This window comes from Actinophytocola sp., from assembly GCF_009379765.1.
Lineage (GTDB): Bacteria > Actinomycetota > Actinomycetes > Mycobacteriales > Pseudonocardiaceae > Actinophytocola.
Genome location: NZ_WHTD01000049.1, coordinates 1 through 20,046, shown reverse-complemented (window position 1 = coordinate 20,046; position 20,046 = coordinate 1). Strand labels below are relative to the sequence as shown.

General features: G+C 69.0%; 21 protein-coding genes. 9 read left to right on the top strand and 12 right to left on the bottom strand.

Going from position 1 to position 20,046, the window contains the following annotated elements:
• Nucleotides 1-6: 6 nt before the first annotated feature.
• The 4 genes from GEV28_RS16885 to GEV28_RS42370 all read right to left on the bottom strand — a co-directional run bounded on the left by GEV28_RS16885 (nucleotide 7) and on the right by GEV28_RS42370 (nucleotide 1,983).
• Entirely contained in the window at nucleotides 7-852 is an 846-nt protein-coding gene (locus GEV28_RS16885) for a molybdenum cofactor guanylyltransferase (RefSeq protein ID WP_291413031.1), read from the bottom strand.
• A 224-nt stretch (nucleotides 853-1,076) separates the two neighbouring features.
• Nucleotides 1,077-1,367, bottom strand: coding sequence for a hypothetical protein (locus GEV28_RS16880; protein WP_291413030.1), 291 nt, complete (start codon nucleotides 1,365-1,367; stop codon nucleotides 1,077-1,079).
• Nucleotides 1,364-1,600 (bottom strand): hypothetical protein, encoded by a 237-nt coding sequence (locus GEV28_RS16875; RefSeq protein ID WP_291413029.1) that lies wholly within the window; start codon nucleotides 1,598-1,600, stop codon nucleotides 1,364-1,366. Before GEV28_RS16875 ends, GEV28_RS16880 begins: the two co-directional genes overlap by 4 nt.
• A 215-nt stretch (nucleotides 1,601-1,815) precedes the next feature.
• Nucleotides 1,816-1,983, bottom strand: a complete 168-nt coding sequence (locus GEV28_RS42370; RefSeq protein ID WP_367115115.1) for a helix-turn-helix domain-containing protein — start codon at nucleotides 1,981-1,983, stop codon at nucleotides 1,816-1,818.
• 442 nt (nucleotides 1,984-2,425) lie between these two features.
• Between GEV28_RS42370 and GEV28_RS16870 the strand changes: the two genes are divergently transcribed.
• Together GEV28_RS16870 and GEV28_RS16865 are read left to right on the top strand one after the other, a co-directional pair.
• Nucleotides 2,426-3,304, top strand: a complete 879-nt coding sequence (locus tag GEV28_RS16870; RefSeq protein WP_291413028.1) for a helix-turn-helix transcriptional regulator — start codon at nucleotides 2,426-2,428, stop codon at nucleotides 3,302-3,304.
• Nucleotides 3,305-3,322: 18 nt separating this feature from the next.
• Nucleotides 3,323-3,559: a DUF397 domain-containing protein gene (locus GEV28_RS16865; protein ID WP_291413027.1), complete on the top strand. Its 237-nt coding sequence runs from the start codon at nucleotides 3,323-3,325 to the stop codon at nucleotides 3,557-3,559.
• A 13-nt stretch (nucleotides 3,560-3,572) separates the two neighbouring features.
• Here GEV28_RS16865 and GEV28_RS16860 read toward each other — a convergent pair whose 3' ends face one another.
• The 7 genes from GEV28_RS16860 to GEV28_RS16830 all read right to left on the bottom strand — a co-directional run bounded on the left by GEV28_RS16860 (nucleotide 3,573) and on the right by GEV28_RS16830 (nucleotide 10,692).
• Entirely contained in the window at nucleotides 3,573-4,220 is a 648-nt protein-coding gene (locus tag GEV28_RS16860) for a hypothetical protein (protein WP_291413026.1), read from the bottom strand.
• Nucleotides 4,217-5,923, bottom strand: a complete 1,707-nt coding sequence (locus GEV28_RS16855) for a carbamoyltransferase C-terminal domain-containing protein (protein ID WP_291413025.1) — start codon at nucleotides 5,921-5,923, stop codon at nucleotides 4,217-4,219. Before GEV28_RS16855 ends, GEV28_RS16860 begins: the two co-directional genes overlap by 4 nt.
• Entirely contained in the window at nucleotides 5,920-7,161 is a 1,242-nt protein-coding gene (gene serS, locus GEV28_RS16850; RefSeq protein ID WP_291413024.1) for a serine--tRNA ligase, read from the bottom strand. The genes GEV28_RS16855 and serS overlap by 4 nt, the downstream gene beginning before the upstream one ends.
• The gene (locus tag GEV28_RS16845; RefSeq protein ID WP_291413023.1) at nucleotides 7,158-8,063 is read right to left on the bottom strand and encodes a hypothetical protein; all 906 of its coding nucleotides are present in this window, start codon (nucleotides 8,061-8,063) and stop codon (nucleotides 7,158-7,160) included. Before GEV28_RS16845 ends, serS begins: the two co-directional genes overlap by 4 nt.
• A gap of 3 nt (nucleotides 8,064-8,066) precedes the next feature.
• Nucleotides 8,067-8,279 carry a hypothetical protein gene (locus GEV28_RS16840; protein ID WP_291413022.1) on the bottom strand — a complete coding sequence of 71 codons (213 nt, stop codon included), beginning with the start codon at nucleotides 8,277-8,279 and terminating at the stop codon, nucleotides 8,067-8,069.
• Nucleotides 8,280-8,351: 72 nt separating this feature from the next.
• Nucleotides 8,352-9,173, bottom strand: a complete 822-nt coding sequence (locus tag GEV28_RS16835; RefSeq protein WP_291413021.1) for a radical SAM protein — start codon at nucleotides 9,171-9,173, stop codon at nucleotides 8,352-8,354.
• A gap of 604 nt (nucleotides 9,174-9,777) precedes the next feature.
• Nucleotides 9,778-10,692 (bottom strand): substrate-binding domain-containing protein, encoded by a 915-nt coding sequence (locus GEV28_RS16830; protein ID WP_291413020.1) that lies wholly within the window; start codon nucleotides 10,690-10,692, stop codon nucleotides 9,778-9,780.
• Between the two features lie 68 nt (nucleotides 10,693-10,760).
• On the opposite strand from GEV28_RS16830, the gene GEV28_RS16825 reads away from it, so the two are divergent.
• The 3 genes from GEV28_RS16825 to GEV28_RS16815 are packed head-to-tail and all read left to right on the top strand — an operon-like array spanning nucleotide 10,761 to nucleotide 13,647.
• Complete coding sequence (locus tag GEV28_RS16825) at nucleotides 10,761-11,762, top strand: extracellular solute-binding protein (RefSeq protein ID WP_291413019.1); 1,002 nt, start codon at nucleotides 10,761-10,763, stop codon at nucleotides 11,760-11,762.
• Nucleotides 11,763-12,614 (top strand): ABC transporter permease, encoded by an 852-nt coding sequence (locus GEV28_RS16820; RefSeq protein ID WP_291413018.1) that lies wholly within the window; start codon nucleotides 11,763-11,765, stop codon nucleotides 12,612-12,614.
• Between the two features lie 4 nt (nucleotides 12,615-12,618).
• On the top strand, nucleotides 12,619-13,647 hold the full coding sequence (locus tag GEV28_RS16815; protein WP_291413017.1) for an ABC transporter ATP-binding protein: 1,029 nt from the start codon (nucleotides 12,619-12,621) through the stop codon (nucleotides 13,645-13,647).
• A gap of 135 nt (nucleotides 13,648-13,782) precedes the next feature.
• Here GEV28_RS16815 and GEV28_RS16810 read toward each other — a convergent pair whose 3' ends face one another.
• Nucleotides 13,783-14,277, bottom strand: coding sequence for a GNAT family N-acetyltransferase (locus GEV28_RS16810; RefSeq protein ID WP_291413016.1), 495 nt, complete (start codon nucleotides 14,275-14,277; stop codon nucleotides 13,783-13,785).
• Nucleotides 14,278-14,392: 115 nt separating this feature from the next.
• Here GEV28_RS16810 and GEV28_RS16805 point away from each other — a divergent pair, with 115 nt between their 5' ends.
• The 4 genes from GEV28_RS16805 to GEV28_RS16790 form a co-directional block, all read left to right on the top strand.
• Nucleotides 14,393-15,973 (top strand): NAD(P)-binding domain-containing protein, encoded by a 1,581-nt coding sequence (locus GEV28_RS16805; RefSeq protein ID WP_291413015.1) that lies wholly within the window; start codon nucleotides 14,393-14,395, stop codon nucleotides 15,971-15,973.
• A 6-nt stretch (nucleotides 15,974-15,979) separates the two neighbouring features.
• Nucleotides 15,980-17,074, top strand: coding sequence for an alpha-hydroxy acid oxidase (locus GEV28_RS16800; protein WP_291413014.1), 1,095 nt, complete (start codon nucleotides 15,980-15,982; stop codon nucleotides 17,072-17,074).
• On the top strand, nucleotides 17,062-18,450 hold the full coding sequence (locus tag GEV28_RS16795) for a cytochrome P450 (protein ID WP_291413013.1): 1,389 nt from the start codon (nucleotides 17,062-17,064) through the stop codon (nucleotides 18,448-18,450). Before GEV28_RS16800 ends, GEV28_RS16795 begins: the two co-directional genes overlap by 13 nt.
• A 12-nt stretch (nucleotides 18,451-18,462) precedes the next feature.
• On the top strand, nucleotides 18,463-20,046 hold a 1,584-nt coding region (locus GEV28_RS16790), incomplete at its 3' end, for an MFS transporter (RefSeq protein WP_291413012.1).

Sequence of the window (20,046 nt, the reverse complement as noted above, 5' to 3'; positions counted from 1 at the left end):
TAGGCCTCAGCCGCCGGCGTCCGCCGACAGGAAGGCGACGGTGTCCCCCGCGACGAGCGGCAACCGCCCGTCCTTGGTGACCTGGTCGCCGTTGAGCGCGGCCACGACGTGCCGGTCCAGGGTGAGTCCGACCGCCTCCGCGGCCTCCCCGATCGTCGCGGCCCGCACGCCGTGCGGCCGGTGCCCGCCGCCCTTGGCCAGCGCGCCGAACCGCTCGACCACGACCTCCGGCGGCTTCTGGTGCCGCGCCGCCGCGTAGTCCTCGGGAGTGTTGACGTTCACCACCGACTCCAGCCCCGGATCGAGCCTGGCCAGCGCGGCGTCGTCGAGCAGCTGCGCGTCGTCGAGCTGCACGACGGCACAGTGCTTGAAGATCATGCCCGGCCGCTGGTTGCCCTTCGCGAGGAGATCCGAGACCAACCCGGCCAGCCCGGTCCGGTACCCGGCCGCCAACGGCTGCCGGAAGCCCCGCGCCACCGGCAGGACCACGTCGACCCCGCCGGTCAACCCGCGCAGCACCCGCCGGACGAAGGCCGGGTGCAGGAACGGCATGTCGGTGGAGCAGACGAACGCCACGCCGGCCCGGTCGGCCACGGCGGCGAGCCCGGCGGCCAGCCCCTGCATCGGGCCCAGCCCCTCGACGGGATCCTCCACCACCGCGACCCCGGCGGGCAGCTCCGGCAGCTCCTGCCCCGGCGCGGCCACCACGATCACCGGGCCGTCGACCGTCCGGGCCAGGATCGCCGAGGCGCGGTACAGCAGGGTCGAGCCATGCCATTCGAGTCCGGCCTTCGGCTCGCCCATCCGAGTGGAACGCCCGCCCGCAAGCACGACGCCCGCCGCAGTCTGCACCCCGGCAATGCTAGGCCAGCGCGGTCACAGAGACCGATCGATACCCGTCGCGGCGGCCACGCCCCGGCGGGCGACGCCGCCGACACCTGCCCGTTTCCCGAGGCGAGTTGCGCGAACCGGTGCAGCGCGGCCGGTTCACACACGATGTCGGCCTCGTTGACAGAGCTACATACGGTGAATCGGATGTCGCCATCACGGTCAACCTCGCTGGCCATCCGGCAACTTCACGGGACGACTCCGGCCGCGCCTAGCAGCGCGGCTGGCTCACGCTGAGCGGCTGCGTCGGCCTTGCGCTTGGCGACCGCTTCCCTCAGCTCGCGGAGCGCCTTGTCCGCCTTGTCGCGCAGGGTCTCGACCGTTGACGGGTCGAAACTGACCTCAGCGATGGACTCGCCGATCACGAGCGTGATGCTGTTCGGACAGAGCGGATTCAGGAGGAACCCGATCTCGACCTCGCGTCCGACCGTCAGGCTGGTCGTGGTGTCCACGTCATAGCTTCCCGATGTCCAGCTCACCGGACGCCACCTCCGACCAGCTCGCCGGACCGGTCGGCAGCCACCGCATCGTCCCCGGTGGCGCTCGCTCGGGCGTTCGCCTCGATTGCCGCCCCCAGCCGCCGGGCTCCCTCGTCCGCGAGGTCCCGCAGCCGTTCCAGACTCTCGACGTCATAGAACTCCAGGGTGACCCGCTCCTTGCCGAACAGGATCGAGACGGCATCGTCATCCGGTGCCCGCTGGTGCAGTGTCATCGCCACCAGGGCATCCACGGCCCCAGACGCGAACAGGGCCAAGTCGTCGCCCGCCGTCCTGCTCGTCACGATGACCGGGTCTGTTGACAGCGTGTTACGTACACTCACAGTGCATCTCTCCTCATCTACGGGGATAGGTGGTTGGCGCCCGGTGCCGGAGTTCCAAGTCACTGCACCGGGCGCCACGCTTCATACGCCGCGGGTCGGCTGAATCGTCATGTCCGCGGCTCCTGCCTCGGTTTTTGTTGCGCCCGGTTCGGTCCGCCTCGCGATCGCAAGGTCACGCCGGTCTCGATCAACAGCGTGCGTACGGTGCCGAAGGCCAGCTTGTGAGCCTCGGCAAGCTCGCGGATCGAGCTTCCGCGTCCACGGCTCAGACCCATGCCGGACCGGCATGGCCTGCGGGCGAGCTTGATCGGGCGTCAGCAATGTCGTTTCAGCAGGTGGGGCGACGAGCACGACTCGTCCCCGACTCGGCGCACTCCACACGCCAACCGAGCGCACCCGGTCGAAGCCGTCCGTGCAGGGGATGCGGGTCGTGGTGGCGTCGCCTGTCGTGGCGCAAGGCATGCCGATGGTCCTTCCCGCTGTCGGTTAGCCGATGCGGCCGGAGGAGTCGGGGCCTCCGGCCGCCGTGCTCACCTCGTGCCGTATCGTGTTGTCTCATCTAGCTGCCTTCTGTACGAGCAGTACAGCACACGTCACGGCTATGACACTAGCTTGCGCGATAATCAATTTGGGTGAAGGCACGTGTCACCAGCCGTGATCACCCGGCAGACTGTGGGCCCGTGATCGATCCGGGCATCGGACGAAGGAGGCAGGTCAGTGGCGGAACGAAGCGATCCTCCGGCGCTGCGCTGGCTGATCGGCGTGGAGCTGACCAACTACCGCAAGCAGTCCGGCGTATCCCAGTCCGCGGCCGCCAAGGCGCTCGGCATCTCGTCGGGCATGATCGGCCACTACGAGGTCGGTCGGTACTTCCCGGCCCCGGAGCAGATCACCCGACTGCTGGAGTTGTACGGCGCACCGCACCACGACGTCGAGCGCCTGTCCGTGCTCGCCGGCCGCGCCGACCAGAGCAGTTGGCTGGCGCGCTGGAACGACATCATCCCCGACTGGCTCAGAACCTATGTCGGCCTCGAAGGCTTGGCCTCACATGTCATCTACTACATGCCGCTGGTGCTACCGGCCCTGGTGCAGACCAGAGAGTACGCGGCCGGCGTCACCGCACCGAGCGCTCGGGTGCGGCCTGACCAGCAGCAGCGGCTGGTCGGCTTGCGCATGGAGCGCCAGGAACGGCTGTTCGCCGAGGACCGGCCGCTCCAGCTCATGGCCCTGATCGAGGAGTCGATCCTCGACCGTCCGATCGGCGGCGACGACGCCCCTGCCGTCATGCGCGGCCAGCTCCGCCACCTCCTCGACCTGTCCGAGCGGGACAATGTCGAGATCCTGGTCTTGCCGACCGCCATCGGACGCCACGACGGCCTGGAGGGTGAGTTCACTGTGTTGCACTTCCTCGACACGGAGGGCCACAAGCAGGCGCAGTCCATCGGCTACGTCGGAATCCCCGATGACTCGGTCTACATTCAAGATCAGCACCAGGTCGAGAAGTACACTGGGAGCGCGGAACTCTTGCGCTCCGTAGCGCTGCCGCAGCCGCGGTCCGTGGACGCGATCACCGCGCGGCTGGCGGCGCTCGATTGATCGTGGAAGGAACGACCCATGGACACCGCACCGCGTCCCCCCCGGTGGCGGACGTCGAGCTTCAGCAGCAACGGCGCCAACTGCGTCGAGGTGTCGTGGCGGAAGGCGAGCTTCAGCAGCAACGGCAGCGCGTGCGTCGAGGTGTCGCACGATCTTGCGGCCGTCCGTGACTCCAAGAACCCCGAGGGCCCGACCCTGGGAGTTGACCTTCGTCGGTTCGTGAGCGTCATCCGGGAAGGGCAGCTCGACCGGTAGGCGCAGCACGCCCTCACCGCATGCAGCCCGACTCGTCCACGAGCATGGCCGGGATCTCAACGGCCTTCAGGAGGTTGGCGGCACGGTCCGCCGTGGTGATCTCGACGTGGACCAGGTTGGTGACCGCTTCCGCCGACAGAGCACGGCGAACGAGGAACTTGCTGGCCAGCGCGAGTTCGAGGCGCTGACCGGTCCACCGTTCGATCGACACCGGCCCGTCGAGCAGTCGGGGAATGAGGACTTGGCGGTGCGGTTCGAATGAAGCGACCCCGCCGTACAGGTGTTCGATCGCCACGCGGTTGAGCCAGCACCGCTCCTGGCATGTCCGCTGAAGGTGGATGCTCGTCAGCAATCCGGCTACGACCCCGGCGAGCGGGCCAGCAGCCTGGTTGCCGTTCGGCAGGTGCGCAAGGCCGCGTGCGTGCTCGGCCCACAGCCGAACGTCGTACTCGGGGAACCGAGGTATCCGAAGCGCGGCCTTGCGTGCGACGTGCCCGACGAGTGCGGACTCCGGTAACTCGTCGGGATCGGCTCCCCGGAGCCAGCGCAGCACGGACGTCCAGGCAAGCACGAGGTGGCGGGCCTCGTCGTCGGTGCAGACCCGGCGGAGCCCCTCCGGTTTGTAGATGACGAGCAACTCGCTGTCAGCCGGCCTGGTCACGGACGGTCCACGACATAAGGGCCGATGACGAGGGCGTCGAGACCACACGCCAGGTAGGTGCGTACGGCGTCATCGGGAGTGCACACGATCGGTTCGTCGGCCCCGTTGAACGAGGTGTTGAGCACGACCGGGACACCCGACAGCGCCCGGTAAGCGTCGATCACCGACCACAGACGAGGGTTGGTCTCGCGCTCGACCGTTTGGACCCGTGCCGAGCCGTCGATATGCACGACGGCGGGAATGATCGTGCGCTTGTTGGGCTTGACGGGTGCGGTGGCGAGCATGAACGGATACACCCACCGGCCCGCGCTATGGATGTCGAAGTAGTCCGCGCCGTTCTCGGCCAGGACCGCCGGGCCGAGCGGCCGGAACAGCTCACGACGTTTGATCAGCGCGTTGATCCGGTCGGCGATGCCGGCGTCGGTCGCGGTCGCGAGGATGCTTCGGGCACCGAGCGCTCGCGGTCCGAACTCCATACGGCCCTGGAACCAGCCGATCACCTTGCCGGCATGGACCAGCTCGGCGGCACACTGATGGGCGTGTTCGGACCGGCGGGTGCGGTGGTCGCGCGGAAGCTGGTCCAACGCGGCGCGGATAGTGCGCTCGTCGTAGCTGGGGCCGAGGAACGTGTCAACTAGCCGGTGTCGTTCGCCGCTGCTGGCGACCAGCAGCGCGGCACCGACCGAGGTTCCGGCGTCGTTGGCGGCGGGTTGGATGAACACCTGGTCGAACCGCTCGGAGTCGAGCACGGCGGCGTTGGCTACACCGTTGAGCGCCACACCGCCGGCGAGGCACAGGTTGCGCGAGGGGACCAGGCGCCGGGCGAAGTCCAGGTAGCCGCTGATGAGCCGTTCGGTGAGCTGCTGAAGCGCGTAGGCGATGTCGCGGTGCCGGTCGGTGATCTCATCGTCGGGTCGGCGGGATGGGCCGAGCAGGGCTTCGAGCTGGTGGCTGTAGAGCTGGCGTTTGCAGCTGGGCCGGCAGTGATGGTCGAAGTAGGAGAGGTCCAGGCGGAACCGGCCCGTCCGGTCGTCGAACCGGGCCAGCCGGTTGACGTTCGCGACCTGGGCAAGTGAGCCGTAGGCGGCGAGGCCCATGACCTTGTACTCGTCTCGCTGCGGCCGGAAGCCCAGGTAGCGCGTGATCATGCTGTAGAGATAGCCGATCGAGTGCGGGTAGACGATGCTGTGCCGCCGCACGAGGGTGCCGTCGCGGCCCTCGAAGACGCACGCGGTCTCGTACTCTCCGCGGCCGTCGATGGTGACGACCACCGCGTCATCGAATGGCGAAAGCAGGTACGCACTGGCCGCGTGCGCCCGATGGTGCACCACGGGCACGACCCGGCAGTCCGCGCGGAACAGGCCGGAGGCACGGATTCGGCGGGGTGCGGCGTTGCGCTGTCGGTACTTGCCGATGTCGGAGACAAGCGACCCGAACGACGCGGGGAACCCGTGGTAGAGGTTGACCAGGGGCAGGAGCAGATGCCGGCGGGGGTCGACGAACAGGGCCACCGTGCCCACGTCCCGCGTGTCCATGCCGGCCTCGGCGAGGCAGTAGCTAATCGCCTGTTCGGGGAACGCCTTGGTGTGTTTCGTCCGGGTGAACCGTTCTTCTTCACCGGCGGCGAGGACCCGGCCCTCGGCCACAACGGCGGCTGCCGCGTCGTGCGTACCGAAGTTGACGCCGAGGACCGGTGCGTTCACGACCTGCTTGGTGCCTGGATGCGGTCCGTGCCGCCGAGGTAGGGCCGCAGCACCTCGGGCACGGCGACCGAACCGTCCGGCTGGACGTTGTTCTCCAGGATCGCCAGCGCGGCCCGGTCGGTGATGCCGGTCGCGGAGATCGTGTGCGGGAAGACCATCCCGCCGTCGCCCCGGAACCGAATCTTGAACCGGCGGGCCTGGTAGTCGGTGAGGTTGCTGTTGGAGTGGGTCTCGCGGTACGCGCCGAAGCTGGGGAACCAGGTCTCCGTGTCGTATTTCTTGAACGCCGGTGCGCCGAGGTCGCCGACGCATACCCGGACGACCCGGTAGGGCAGTTCCAGGCTGGTCAGGAGGTCTTCGGCGTTGCGCTGGCACTGGTCCAACCAGTGCTCGGATTCGGTGGGGTCGCAGATGACGATCTGCTCGACCTTGTGGAACTGGTGCACCCGGTACCCGCCACGGCTCGCGCGGCCGGCGGCGCCGGCTTCGGTGCGGAAGCACGGTGAGAACGCGCTGACCAGGATCGGCAGGTCGCCCGCATCGATGATCGTGTCGCCGTAGTAGCCGATCAGCGTCTGTTCGGACGTGCCGATCAGCGACAGGTCGCTGTCCTCGATCTTGTACGTTTCCTTGGCGAAGAACGGCAGGTAGCCGGTGCCGAAGAACACGTGTTCCCGGGCCACGAGCGGCGTGAGCATCGGGGTGAACCCACGCTGCACCAGCAGGTCTTGGGTGTAGGAGAACAACGCCCAGGCCAGGCGGGCGCCGTCGCCGCGCCAGTAGTAGAAGCCCGAGCCGGCCACAGCGGCGCCGCGCTTCATGTCGAAGATGCCCAGCCGGCCGCCGATGACCTCGTGCGAGCGATCCTCGTCGGCGGGCACCGGGTCACCAACACGACGCAGCTCGACGTTACTCTCGTCGTCGTCGCCGGGTGGGGTGTCCTCGGCCAGCAGGTTGGGCAGGTGCGCCCACAGGTCGTCGCGCCGGTCCTGGAGTGTCCGGACTTCTTCGGTGAGCTTGCGCAGCTCGTCTTTGAGCGCGCGGGCGGCGTCGATGTCGATGTCGCCGCCCTTGGGCTGGTTCTTCTGTTTGGCGCGGAGCTGATCCGCTTGGGCGATCTTCTGGCGCAGGTCGGCATCGACCGCGATCAGGTTGTCCACGTCAACGTCGGAGCCACGGGACGACACCGAGCGCCGGACGAGATCGGGATCGTTCCGAAGCACGGCGATGTCAATCACGAGGGTCCCTCCTGGGCTGGTAGACAGAAGGGCTCCAGCCTATCCAGGGGTGACCAGCCATTTCCTTCGGGTAACGGACGCGGGGAAGCCGCCGCCAACCACGCCGTAGCCAGATGCCGAACCGACGCGAGCGGTAGCGGGTCCCGCAATGCACTGATGACCTGCGATACGTGCGTCGGTGAGGACATGGTGGTCACGATGGTGGCCACCCGAGGATCGGCAGCGGCCCACCGGACGGCCGGCAGTGACCGGGCCGAATTTGACTCGTCGTGCCCGGACGGGCGCACGAGCGCGCCTCGGCGTAGCGGAGACATGCCCACGAACGGGAGCCCGCGGCCTTCGATGCGGTCAAGGAACAACGCGGGCCACGGCTCGGCGACGTTGTACTGTGCCGCTACACCGCTCAGGCCCTTGGCTTGGAGAGCGGCGGTCAGGTGAGCTGGTGAGTGGCAGTAGGCGATCACCCGGTCGACCCGCCCATACCGGAGAGCCTCCCTGGCAACGGCCGTGTAGAACGCCGCAACCGCCTGGGAGTCCATCAGCATGGCGTGATCGTGGGTGCGCTTGAGGTCGATCTCCACGGTGACCGCGTGGAGCCGCTGAACGCCGAGCGTGTCGCAGCTCTGATCCACGGCGCGCATGACGCTTGCCCGCACGGTGGCAGCGTTGGCGTCAAGCGGCAACTCGGCCTTGACGAGATGGCGAATCCTCGTGGCCCGCGCCGAGTCCAGCGCAGAACGGATAGCCCATTGGGTGCCCAGCTTCGGGTTGGAGTGGACCAGGCGGACTCCAGCCGAGACGGCCGAGCGCAGGGCGGCAATCCCCGGCGCGGGGTCCTTGCCGGGACGCAACCGACCGGACACGAAGGTGCTCGTACCGAAGCACAACCGGTCCACGCCCACCGTTCAGACGCCTCGCTGCTGCGCTTCCATCTGTTGGCGCGTGAGGATGGTCCGAAAATGGGCGATCTGCTTCTGCTCGCCGACTACCCGGTCGAAACGAAGTTCGCCCAACTGTGGCCGATAATGCCGGCGGTTGGGAAAGTCTATGTCGAACTGTGGGCTGTCCCGGTAACCGGTCATCCGCGCAAACGTCTCGCGCTTCTCATCGAGACTCATGCCCCACAACACGGGCGGATTCTTTTGGCTGATACAGATTGTGGCAAGCCCTTGCGGACTGATACGCAGCTTTCAGCAGCCGCCACACGGGTAATCCCAGGAGAACATCGCAAGGACGGCGACCTTGACGCCGGTGTCGCCGATTTCGTAGTAGTTGTAACTCGGGTTGTCGCCCTCGATCGACTCGCGCGCCACAGGCCGCAACTCGCCCGCCTTGGCAAGCGCATCGAGGATAGTCGCCTCATCAACAAACTGATCTTTCCAGAACTTCTCGCCGTCATCGGAGAGTTGGGCGGGGTTGGACGGGAAGAACTGATTGAGCTTGATCGCCAGTTGGCCAGGCCACCCACGGTTGTTGAGATCCTGGACGAACGCCACGAAGGCAGGCAGCTCGTTCAGCGTGTCTCGCATCGTGACGCACGACAGCTTCGTCATCGTGGGCAGGAGTTCAGCGGCACGCTCGATGCTGCGCAGCGTGTCATTGAGAAAATGCGCCCGAGTAATGAACATGTTCTTCTGGGCGTCGAGTGTGTCGATGCTGATGATTGCCCGAGTAAGTCCGGCGTCAACAGCCTCCTCGATGAACCTGTGTAGGCGGTAGCCATTGGTCGTGACGATCTGCTGAGTAAACCCGATCTCTTTCGCAGCCCGCAGGATATCGACAAAGTCACGGCGGGTGGTCGGCTCACCTCCCGTGTAATGCGCCCTCCGGATACCGATGTCGTAGCCAGCCTGAAGTACCTCAACGGCCTCGTCAAAGGACGGCTGGGTGATAACGCCCTGCGGTCCCGCCGGCAGGCAGTACCGACAACGAATGTTGCAGCGTGAAGTCAGACCGAACCGTAGGTTCCACTTCCGCATGCCTGGCGCGTACCGGTTGTCCATGACGAGCATTCGACGTTCCTCCCATGGTGATCCCTCACAGCACGGGCGAGCGGCGCACACCAGCGGCAGCCCATGCCGGCAACCCACCCCAGCCCGCTTCCAATAGCCGCTCAACATCACCCTGCGTCATGGCCTCCGTTACGTGACCCTCTGCAGCGACCCCGACAGTGATCGACCGTGCGCGGTTCGTTACCAATCTAGGAGAACCGCCCGACTGGGGTCTACCGCCATCCGGAGGGGCTACTCCTACGCGCTGTCGTCCGCACGGCGGAATCCGGCGAAGATCACGGCCGTACTGAACCCGACCGTTTGGGCGGTGCGGCGATACACTGACCGGTGGCGGCCCGCTCCCAAGTGACCCCCAGGTTGGTGGAGCGGGCCGCGCCACGTTCACTAGGTCTATGTCCGAGGGCGCGACAACAAGACGGGTGCCCGTTGCGCCCGGTCTCTGTCCACCGGCTGAATACGGCCTTCCTCGCGCCGCTGGCGCAGCACGCTGCGTCCGTAGTTGTTGGTCCCGGCCACCCGGTCCAGCTCCGCACTGGTGAGGATGCGTCCGCGTGCCGACCCGAGCCCGGCGGCATGCCGGGTCGGGCACCGGCGACGCAGAGAGTCAGATGAGCTGGTCGACGACACCTGCTCGGGACAGGTCGTAGCCGCCGAGCTTGGCGATGGCGTCCCGGACCGAGGAGTCGTGCACGGCTTCGATGATCGGGGCGGCGGCGCCCAGCGTGTCGGCGGACAGGACGAGGTCGAAGTCCTCCCGGACGAGGGGCAGGAAGTCGAGGTCGAGGTCGGCGGCCGCGCCGCGGACGGCGAGCCCGGCGTGCACGGCGCCGGCAGCGACGGCGAGCGCGACCTCCAGGTGGGAGCCGAGCTCCGGGCCGGCCAGGTCGTCGGGTTCGAGTCCGGCGTCGGTGAGAGCGTGGTCCAGGAGCACGCGGGTTCCGGTGCCGGAACCGCGTTTGGCGATGCGCAGGCCGCGGAGCTGCCGGACATCGGTGATGCCGCGGGGATTTCCCGAAGGCAGCAGCAGACCCTGCTCGCGCCGCCACAGGTGGACCAGCGCCGGACGCCTCCCACGCAGGACCGCTCGGGCGAACGGGGCGTTGAAGACGCCGGAGTGGTGGCGCAGGTGGACGGTGGCGCCGTCGGCACTTCCCGTGGCCACGGCGGCGAGGCCGTGCAGGCTGCCCCGGGTCGCGACCACGGCGACGGGGTCGCCGATGTGGCGCAGCAGGAGGTCCAGTGCGGGATCGTCGCTGCCGGCGAGTCGGAACACGGACTCGCCGCCCAGCAGGCGCTGGGCGGCGACGGGACCGTCCGAGGCAACCCTCGCCCGGCGCCGCGGCTCGAGGTGGATGACCGCGTGCTCGGCGAGGTGGCGGTAGGCGCGGCTGGCGGTGGCGACCGTGGTGGCCCGGGCGTGAGCGAGGTCACGGACGCTCGCGAGCTCGGCCCCGGGTGCCAGCTCTCCGGCGAGGACCGCTCGGGCGATGTGGGTGCTGAGTTCGAGGTAGCGGGTCACGGGCTGTCCTCGAGGATGCGTGGCCGGTTAGCCTTGTACGACTCTGTCATACTACAGAAGGAGTCACGATGCGACGTGGCACCAGGTTCGGGGTGGCACTCGCGGCCGTGAGCGCGCTGGTGGCGTCCTGCGGATCCCCCACATCGGCCGGACCCGCTTCCGGCGAGGACGCGCCCGCGTCGGGCACGCTGATCGTGAACGGGGCGGGCACGCTGGCTCGACCGTTCAAAGCGGTCATCGCCGCGTTCACGACGCGGAACCCGGACGTGACGGTGGAGTCCCGGTTCGCGGGCAGCGTCGAGGTGGTTCGCGGTATCACCGAGTTGGACATGCCCGTCGATGTGCTGGGAGTGGCGGACTACTCGCTGATCCCCGAGATGATGTTCGGCGCCGGCGGCGGCCCCCGGTTCGCCGACTGGTACATCGGGTTCGTCTCGAACCGGATCACCTTCGCCTACACCGACCAGAGCAACGGCGCCGCCGAGCTCACCACCGACAACTGGCGCGAGGTGATGTCGCGGCCGGGAGTGCGCATCGGCCGGTCCAACCCGGACACCGACCCGTCGGGCTACCAGACACTGCAGATGCTCGCGCTGGCGCAGGACTACTACGACGAGCCGAAGCTGTCGGCCGAGGTGCTCGCCAACTCGCCGCGCGAGACCATGGTCGACACCGAGACCCACCTGCTGCCGGCGTTGGTGTCGGGCCAGATCGACTACCTGGGGATCTACCGCTCCGATGCGCTGCAGCACGATCTGCGGTTCATCGACCTCCCGCCGCAGATCGACCTCTCGGATCCCGCCCAGGCCGACGCCTACGAGTCCGCGAGTGTGCCGACGGCCTCGGGGACCCGGACCGGAAAGCCGATCGTCTACGCGCTCACCATCCCCACGAACGCGCCCAACACCGCGGCGGCGCAACGGTTCGTCGAGTTCGTCCTCAGTTCCGACGGCCAGAAGATCATGAGCGACAACGGGTTCACCGTGCTCGACCCGGCGGTGGCCGGTGGCGAGTCCCTGCCCACCTCGCTGCGGCCGCTCGCCGCCCCGGCCGCGCTGCCCGGAGGCTGAATGAGGAGCGCGGTCGACGACCCACCGAGGCGCCGGCGGACCGCCACGCGGTTGTCGACCGGACTGTTCCCGGCGGCCGTGTGGCTGGCGAGCGGGCTGCTCCTGGCCTTCATCCTGCTGCCGGTGATCGGGCTGGTGTCCACGAGCTCGCCCAGCAGCCTCGACGCCGCCCTGGCCGACGCGGAGATCCGCCAGGCACTGCTGGTCAGCGTCCAGGACGCCGCGATCACCGCGGCGATCGCCACCGTGCTCGGGGTCCCGCTGGCCTACCTCCTCGCTCGCCACCGGTTCCCCGGCCACGCCCTGGTCCAGGCGGTGGTCGACCTGCCGCTCGCCATCCCGCACACCGTCGCCGGGATCGCCCTGCTGTTCGTCTTCGGACGCACGGGCTGGATCGGCGCGCCCCTCGAGACCACCGGACTTTCCTTCTACGGCAACCACGCCGGCATCGTGGTGGCCATGCTGTTCGTCAGCGCGCCGTTCGCGGTCAACAGCGCCCGGGTCGCGTTCGAGGCGCTCGACCCGAACGTCGAACGCGCCGCCCGGAGCCTCGGTGCGACACCCGGGCAGACGTTCCGGCGGGTGAGCATTCCGTTGGCCTGGCGGGGTGTACTGACCGGTGCCGTGCTGGTCTACGCCCGCTCGATCAGCGAGTTCGGCGCCGTGGTCATCCTCGCCTACTACCCCGCCACCGCACCGGTGACCATCTACAACCTCTTCCTGTCGTCCGGGCTCACCGCCTCCGCGTCCGCGGCGGTACTGCTGCTCCTCGTCGCGCTGGCCACGTTCCTGGTCCTGCGCACGCTGGCCTCGGGGCGACTCCTCGCCGGCGCCGAACGCCTCCGGAGGTAGCCGGGTGCTCACGGTCTCCGAACTGCTCACCCGGGCGGGCTCCTTCCGAATGGGCCCGCTCAGCCTCACCGTGCCCGCCGGTCGCGTCCTCGTCGTGCTCGGGCCTTCCGGCGCCGGAAAGAGCATGCTGCTCGACACCGTCGCCGGTTTCCGCACCCCGCGACGCGGCCACGTTCGCCTCGGCGATCGGGACATCACCACACTTCCGCCGGAGCAACGCCGGATCGGGATGGTGTTCCAGGACGCCGCGCTGTTCCCGCACCTGTCGGTGCGCGACAACGTCGGCTTCGCACCGCGCCTGCGCCGCCGCGGCTCCCAGGTCGACGATCTGCTCGACCGGTTCGGGATCGCTCACCTCGCCGACCGGGCACCCCGCTCGCTCAGCGGCGGGGAACGCCAGCGGGTCGCGTTGGCCAGGGCACTCGCCGCACAGCCGGCCGCCCTGCTTTTGGACGAACCTCTCTCAGCCCTCGACCAACCCGTCCGCGAAGAGCTCCGCGAGGTACTGCGAGACACCCTCCGCGAGCTGGCCGTGCCCGCCATCCACGTCACCCACGACCGCGACGAAGCGCTCAGCCTCGCCGACGACCTGGCGATCATCTCCGCGGGAACGCTGCGCCAGACCGGCCCAGCCGCCCAGCTCATGCGGCATCCCGGCGACGCCGTCGCCGCCCGCCTGCTCGGCTGGCACGAGCTCGGTCCCACCCACCGCGACACCATCGGAGTCCACGTCGGCGACATACCGATCAGTTCGGGCACGGTCGACGACTCGCCCGGCACCGCGTACTACCGGCCCGAAGACGTCCTCGTCAACGTGCCGGACCACTCCCCGCCCGCGTTCCGCGTCCGGACCCAAGTTCTCGAGGTGCGGCCCACCCTGCCCCTCGCCCGGGTGCGGCTGAACACCAATCCGCCGATCACCGCGTTGATGCTGCACCGCGACCTCGATCGCCTGCCCGCACCGCTCGGCGCCGACGTGGACGTGACGCTGTCTCGGCACGCGATCCGTGTCATCCCGACCGAGACCACGTGAGCGAGCGTCATCCCATGAAGGAAGCATCGATGTCGAGCCGTTCGCACCGGCCGGCCGCACCTTCCGCGCGGCGGACCCCGGCGACCCCGCGCTCCCGCGACCGTGCACGGCGGACAGCACCGATGCGAAGCGTCTTCACAGCGCCCGGGTCATGAACATGCCGGTGAGGCCGGAGTTGGACTCGAGTCGCCGACGCCTGCCGGTCGGCTCGAAACCCAACCTGCGGTAGAGGCGGATCGCCACCGCGTTGGACTCGGTGACCGCGAACTCCATCCGAACCGCGCCCCGGTGCCGGCCCCAGTCGACGATGGCGTCGATGAGTAGCTCTCCGAGCCCTCGTCCCCGTGCCGTGGGCACCACCCACATACCGGTCGCGTCGAGCACCCCGCTGCCGTCCGATCGCAGTGAGCAGCCGGCCATGCCGAGCCAGTCGCCGATCTCGGCCGCGACGAACATGACCCGGTCGGCGGTCTCCGCGCCGCTCGTGGCCCACCGCTCCCACACGTCGACGGTCGCCTTCTCCTCCTCGTCGAGCGGGAGGTAGAACGCCTCGGGTGCGTCCCGCACCGCCCGCAGCCGGAACTCGCGCAGCAGGGTGCCCTCGCCGTGGGCGACAGGTCGGATCTCCACCGTCGAACCATCCCACAACGGCCGGCGCGAAATGGATCCGACCACTGGTGAACCGTTCCGGCCCGCGGCGCGTAAAGCCCGGTTGGCGAAACCAGCGACCTTGGGGAGGCATGCTTTGGCCACCAGCGTGGACTATCTGGTCATCGGCGCGGGGCCGGCGGGCCTGCAACTCGGCTACCTGCTCGATCGCGCGGGCCGTGACTACCTGATCATGGAGGCCGGTGCGAGCGCGGGCACGTTCTTCCGGACCTTCCCCCGGCACCGTCAGCTGATCTCGAACAACAAGCGGTACACCGGCACCGACGATCCGGAGTTCAACCTGCGGATGGACTGGAACTCCCTGCTGTCCGACGAGGACGGCCTCCTGTTCACCCGGTACTCCGAGCGGTACTTTCCACGCGCGGACGAGATGGTCCGGTACCTCACCGACTTCGCCGAGTCGACCGGGCTGCGCGTCCGCTACGGCACCCGAGCGGTCGAGGTCACCCGCGGCGACGACGACCTGTTCCGGGTGGTGGACCAGCGTGGCGAGGTGTTCGAGGCACTCCGGCTGGTCGTCGCGACCGGGCCGTCGAAGCCTTACCTGCCAGCGATTCCCGGTATCGAGACGGCCGAGCGCTACGACCAGGTCCCGGTGGATCCCGCGGACTTCGTCAACCAGCGGGTACTGATCATCGGCAGGGGCAACTCGGGTTTCGAGACCGCGGACAACCTGGTGGAGACGGCTGCGGTGATCCATGTGGCCGGTCCGAGCTCGATCAGGTTGGCGTGGCAGAGCCACTACGTCGGCCACCTGCGGGCGGTCAACAACAACTTTCTGGACACCTACCAGCTCAAGTCGCAGAACGCGTTGCTGGACGGGCACATTCTCGGCATCGAGCGGACCGAGGACGGGTACTTGGTCACGGTCAGCTTCTCCAGGGCCGACGAGGTCACCAAGGACCTGCGCTACGACCGGGTCATCGTGTGCACCGGTTTCCGGTTCGACCACTCGATCTTCGCGGAGGACTGCCGGCCGGAGCTGGTGATCGACGACCGCTTTCCGGCACAGACGCCCGCGTGGGAGTCGACCACCGTGCCCGGCCTGTACTTCGCGGGCACCCTGATGCAGGTACGCGACTTCAAGCGGGGCACGAGCGGGTTCATCCACGGTTTCCGTTACTCCGTCAGGTCCCTGCACCGCATCCTCGAGCAGCGCTACCACGGCGTGACCTGGCCGCGCGTCGGCCTGCCTGCCGAACCGGCCGCGTTGAGCGACGCGGTGCTGGCCAGGGTGAACCGGACCTCCGCGCTGTGGCAGCAGTTCGGCCACCTGTGCGACCTCGTCGTGGTTGGTCCCCACGGCCCGGCCGCATACTACGAGGAGCTGGCGGTGGACTACGCGCACGGGTGCGACCTCACGGCGGGCTCGGACTACTTCACGGTCACCCTCGAGTACGGCCCGGACCACGACAAGATCGACCCGTTCGACATCACGGTGCACAGGGTGCCACAGAACGACGCCGAGACCGCGTACGACGCCGCCTACCTGCATCCGGTCGTCCGGCACTTCCGGCAGGGCACGCTGCTCGCCGAGCATCACGTCGCGGAGAACCTGGAGAACGAGTGGACCTCCGCACGGGCGCACCGCGATCCGCTACGCGCGTTCTTCGAGCGCGAACTGGTGCTGGCGGCAGTGCCGGCGACCGCCGGATGACGGCAGATGGACGCGCTGTCCCCGACGGAGCTGGAAGCCGAGGCTCGGGACCACCTCGACCCTGCTGCGTACGACTTCTTCGCCGGTGGTGCCGGCGAAGAGGTGACCCTGCGGCAGAACACCGCCGCGTTCGCCAGGCTCGGTCTGGTGCCGCGCGTCCTGCGCGGCGGCGGGATGCGTGAGCTGGGTGTCACGGTCCTCGGCGCGCCGATGTCGATGCCGGTCCTGCTCGCACCGACCGCGTTCCACCGGCTCGCATGCGAGGACGGGGAGGCGGCGACCGCGCGGGCCGCCGCGACGGCCGGTGTGGTCATGATCGTGAGCATGGCGTCGACCGTCGCCATCGAACGGATAGCGGAGGCGGCGCGGGAGGCGGTCGCCGGTCCGGCGCCGCAGCTGTGGTTCCAGCTCTACATCCAGCCGGACCGCGGGTTCACCGCGTCCGTCGTCCGCCGGGCCCAGGCGGCCGGATGCCGGGCGCTGGTGGTCACCGTCGACTCACCGGTGTTCGGCCACCGGGAAAGGGACCTGCGCAACGGTTTTCTCGACCTGCCGGCCGGCGTCCAGTGCGAGAACCTGCGCGAGCCTTCGCCGGCCGGCGGGTGGGGGCCGGCCCGGGACATCGAGTTCGATCCGGGCCTGTCCTGGGCGGACCTCGACTGGCTCCGGTCGGTCACCGAGCTGCCGATCGTGCTGAAGGGCGTGCTGCACCCTGCGGACGCGCGGCTGGCCGTCGGGTGCGGTGCTGACGCGTTGATCGTGTCCAACCACGGTGGCCGCCAGCTGGACACCGTGGCGCCCACCATCGACCTGTTGCCGGCGGTCGCGGACGCGGTCGGCGGTGCGCTGCCGGTGTTGCTCGACGGCGGCGTGCGGCGCGGTGTCGACGTGGTCAAAGCCTGCGCGTTGGGCGCGAGTGCGGTCGGTGTCGGCCGGTCGGTCCTGTGGGGCCTCGCCACCGGCGGCGAGGCGGGAGTCCGCCGGGTGCTGGAGACGCTGCGCCGGGAGCTGGACAGCGCACTGGCGCTGTGCGGGTGTGACTCGCCGGGGGAGCTGACTCCCGATCTCGTCCGAAAGGCGGAGCAACCATGGTGGTCGTGACTGTCGCGCTGCCCGCGTTGGTCGTGCTGGCCAGCCTGCCGTACTGGCTGCCGAGGTTGGTCGTCAACCTGCGGATGCGGATCTTCACTCGGATCAACGGCGCCGACGGTATCCCCGTTCCCGGTGATCTTGTTGACATCACCCGGTTCCGTCGGCTCTACGAGCACCCGGCGACCAACGGGCGCAGCCGGGGCGCCGCGCTGTCGGACCTGTTCTGGTACTGGCTCGCGCCCGGCCCGCACGTGCACCAGGAACACCTCGAGCCAGGCGAGCGGTACCTGGAGGTCGCCAGGACCACGCGGCGGATCCTGGCCGCCGGGCACGCGCGGGCGCACCGGCTGGCGACCGACTGCGCGGCGCGGGTGTTGAACGAGCTCGGCGTGCGCCGCGCGCGCACGGTTCGACTGCGTGACCTGATGATGCCGATCTGGGCGGAGTTCTACTACGAGCTGGTGTTCGGCGAGCGATGCCCAGCCGGCGCCAGGACCCTCATCGTGGACAACGCCGACGACGTGGCGACGGCGCTGAAGTGCTGCGGCCTGCGGCACATGGACCGGCGCGACCGGCTCACCAGGTTCCTGGTCGCGAAGATCGAGGACGGCGCGGTCCCGCATCGGCTGCCGGCCGGACTCTCCTTGCAGGACAAGGCGTACTACCTGCAGGGGACGTTCTTCAACACCGCCGTGGTGCAGTCGTCGGAGGCGATGGCGCACCTGCTGATGGCGTTGGCCACGCACCGGGAGGTGCAGCAGAACGTGGTGGCGGAGCTGGTGGCGGAACCTTCCACGGACTACCTCGACCGGGTGCTCGACGAGACGCTGCGGCGGTGGCCGCTGTTCGGCATCGCGCACCGGATCACCTCGGCCGACGTCGAGCTCGACGGCGGCGCCGCGATCCCCGCGGGGTCGGTGGTGTGCTTCAGCTACCCGGAGTTCCACCAGGCCGGGTACGAGCACCCGGAGCGGTTCGACCCGGACCGGTGGGCCGAGTCGTCCACTCAGGACTACAACCACATCCCGTTCGGGGTCGTGGCCAACCGGGCGTGCCCGGCCCGCGGTCTCGCGCCGGTCGTGATGCGTGCCGTCACCCGGGAGACGGTGCGGCGGTTCGCGCTGTTCTCCTCGGCGGCACACACCCGGTCGATGCCCAACCGAGGCCCGTGCCTGCTGCTGCCGCGGTCGGCCTCGATCGGCGTGCCGACCGTGTCTTTGCCGCTCATGCGACTGCGCGATCGCTGGGCAGACGTGCCGCGCGGCCTGACCCAGCTCCTGCTCGGCACGTACATGGTCTGGGATGCCCGGCGGCAGCGGCTGTGCGAGCGCTACTTCGCCGACCAGGACGGCCGGGACACCACCGCCACCCCACCGGTCCACTGAGGACGGTCAGAGATGTCCACTCGCCGGAGCACCGTGTTCTGGGCGGGCGCCTTAACCGTCGTGGTGGGTGTCCTGTTGCATTTCCCCGACTTCCTGATGGCGGAGCGCCACGGCGATATGGTCATGATGGCCGGTATGGGGATGTCCGCCCAGATGATGGTGGGGATGGTGCTCATCGTGGTCGGCGTGTGCATGGCGGGCTGGGCCGTGCTGCCCTCGAGGCGGCCCGCCGGCGCGCGGATCGGCCTACTGGGAGACGCGCGGTTCCGGTCGATCGACGGCGCCCGGCTGACCCGTGCGCACTGGGTGCTGATCTCCATCCTGACGATCGGTCTGGTGATCGACACGATGAAGCCGGCGACGCTGTGGTTCGTGGTGCCCGGGATGTCGGAGGAGTACGGGATGAGCACCCAGCAGACCGCGATGTTCCCGTTCACCGCGATCGCCGGCACGGTGGTGGGTTCCCTGGTGTGGGGCTATCTCGCCGACATCATCGGCAGGCGGGCCACGCTCATGTTCTCCGGGGTGATCTTCATCGGCACCTCGATCTGCGGGTTCATGCCGAGCTTCACCGGGAACCTGGTGATGTGCTTTTTCATGGGGGCGTCGGCCGGTGGGATGTTGCCGACGGTGTACGCGCTGACCGCCGAGTCCGTCCCGGCGAAGCGGCGTGGTCCGCTGATCGTGTTGCAGAGCGGGCTGGGTGCGACCTTCGGCTACCTGGTGGCCAGCGGCGCGGCGGCGCTGTTCATTCCGCTGTTCGGCTGGCGGGTGCTGTGGCTGCTCGGGGTGCCCTCCGGGTTCGCGCTGCTGGTGTTGTGCCGGTGGATCCCGGAGTCGCCGCGCTTCCTGCTGGCCACCGGTCGGGGCGAGGAAGCCGTTGCGGTGATGGAGAAGTACGGGATCACCGCGGTCACCGACGATGCGAACAGCGAGCCGTCGGCCGCCGCCGAGCCGGTCGCCGCCGAGCCGGTCGCCAGACAGTCGCCGTTCGTCACCCTGTTTGCCGGGATCTACCTGCGACGGTCGGTCTCGGTAGTGTGCTACGGCCTGGGCTGGGGCGTCGTGAACTGGGGCTTCATCACGTTCCTGCCGACGTTCCTGCGGCATGCCGGCTACGGCGACTCGGCCGACTCGCTGCTGTTCACCGCGTCGCTCGCGGCGGTGCCCGCCACGTTCCTGGCCGCCTACCTGTATGGCCGGTGGAGCAGCCGCGGGTCGATGATCCTGTACTCGGTGCTCACCGTCGCGGTGCTGGGCTGCTTCACCGTGGTCGGCAAGGCCGACTGGATGATCCTGGCGCTGGTGGCCCTGCTGCTGTCCACGTCGGCCGGAATGATCGCGATGCTGTCGCCGTACTCGACCGAGCAGTACCCCACCGAACTGCGCGCCACCGGAAGCGGGGTCGCCGCGGCGGCCAGCAAGGCCGGCGGGATGATCGGCCCGCTGCTCCTGTCCAGCGCCCCCCTGCTCGGCACCGCGGCACTGCTGACGGCCGCACCGCTGGCCCTGGCCACCGGCGTGCTGATCTTCACCGGCATCGAGACGTCCGGGAGACCGCTGCCCGAACAGCACTCCCCAGAAACAGCGCGGCTG

Bases quoted from the DNA above. Each gene is read 5' to 3' on its own strand.
- GEV28_RS16875 (WP_291413029.1), bottom strand. From the start codon at position 1,600: ATGACACTGCACCAGCGGGCACCGGATGACGATGCCGTCTCGATCCTG.
- GEV28_RS42370 (WP_367115115.1), bottom strand. From the start codon at position 1,983: ATGGGTCTGAGCCGTGGACGCGGAAGCTCGATCCGCGAGCTTGCCGAG.
- GEV28_RS16865 (WP_291413027.1), top strand. From the start codon at position 3,323: ATGGACACCGCACCGCGTCCCCCCCGGTGGCGGACGTCGAGCTTCAGC.
- GEV28_RS16840 (WP_291413022.1), bottom strand. From the start codon at position 8,279: ATGAGTCTCGATGAGAAGCGCGAGACGTTTGCGCGGATGACCGGTTAC.
- GEV28_RS16835 (WP_291413021.1), bottom strand. From the start codon at position 9,173: ATGCTCGTCATGGACAACCGGTACGCGCCAGGCATGCGGAAGTGGAAC.
- GEV28_RS16825 (WP_291413019.1), top strand. From the start codon at position 10,761: ATGCGACGTGGCACCAGGTTCGGGGTGGCACTCGCGGCCGTGAGCGCG.
- GEV28_RS16820 (WP_291413018.1), top strand. From the start codon at position 11,763: ATGAGGAGCGCGGTCGACGACCCACCGAGGCGCCGGCGGACCGCCACG.
- GEV28_RS16800 (WP_291413014.1), top strand. From the start codon at position 15,980: ATGGACGCGCTGTCCCCGACGGAGCTGGAAGCCGAGGCTCGGGACCAC.
- GEV28_RS16795 (WP_291413013.1), top strand. From the start codon at position 17,062: ATGGTGGTCGTGACTGTCGCGCTGCCCGCGTTGGTCGTGCTGGCCAGC.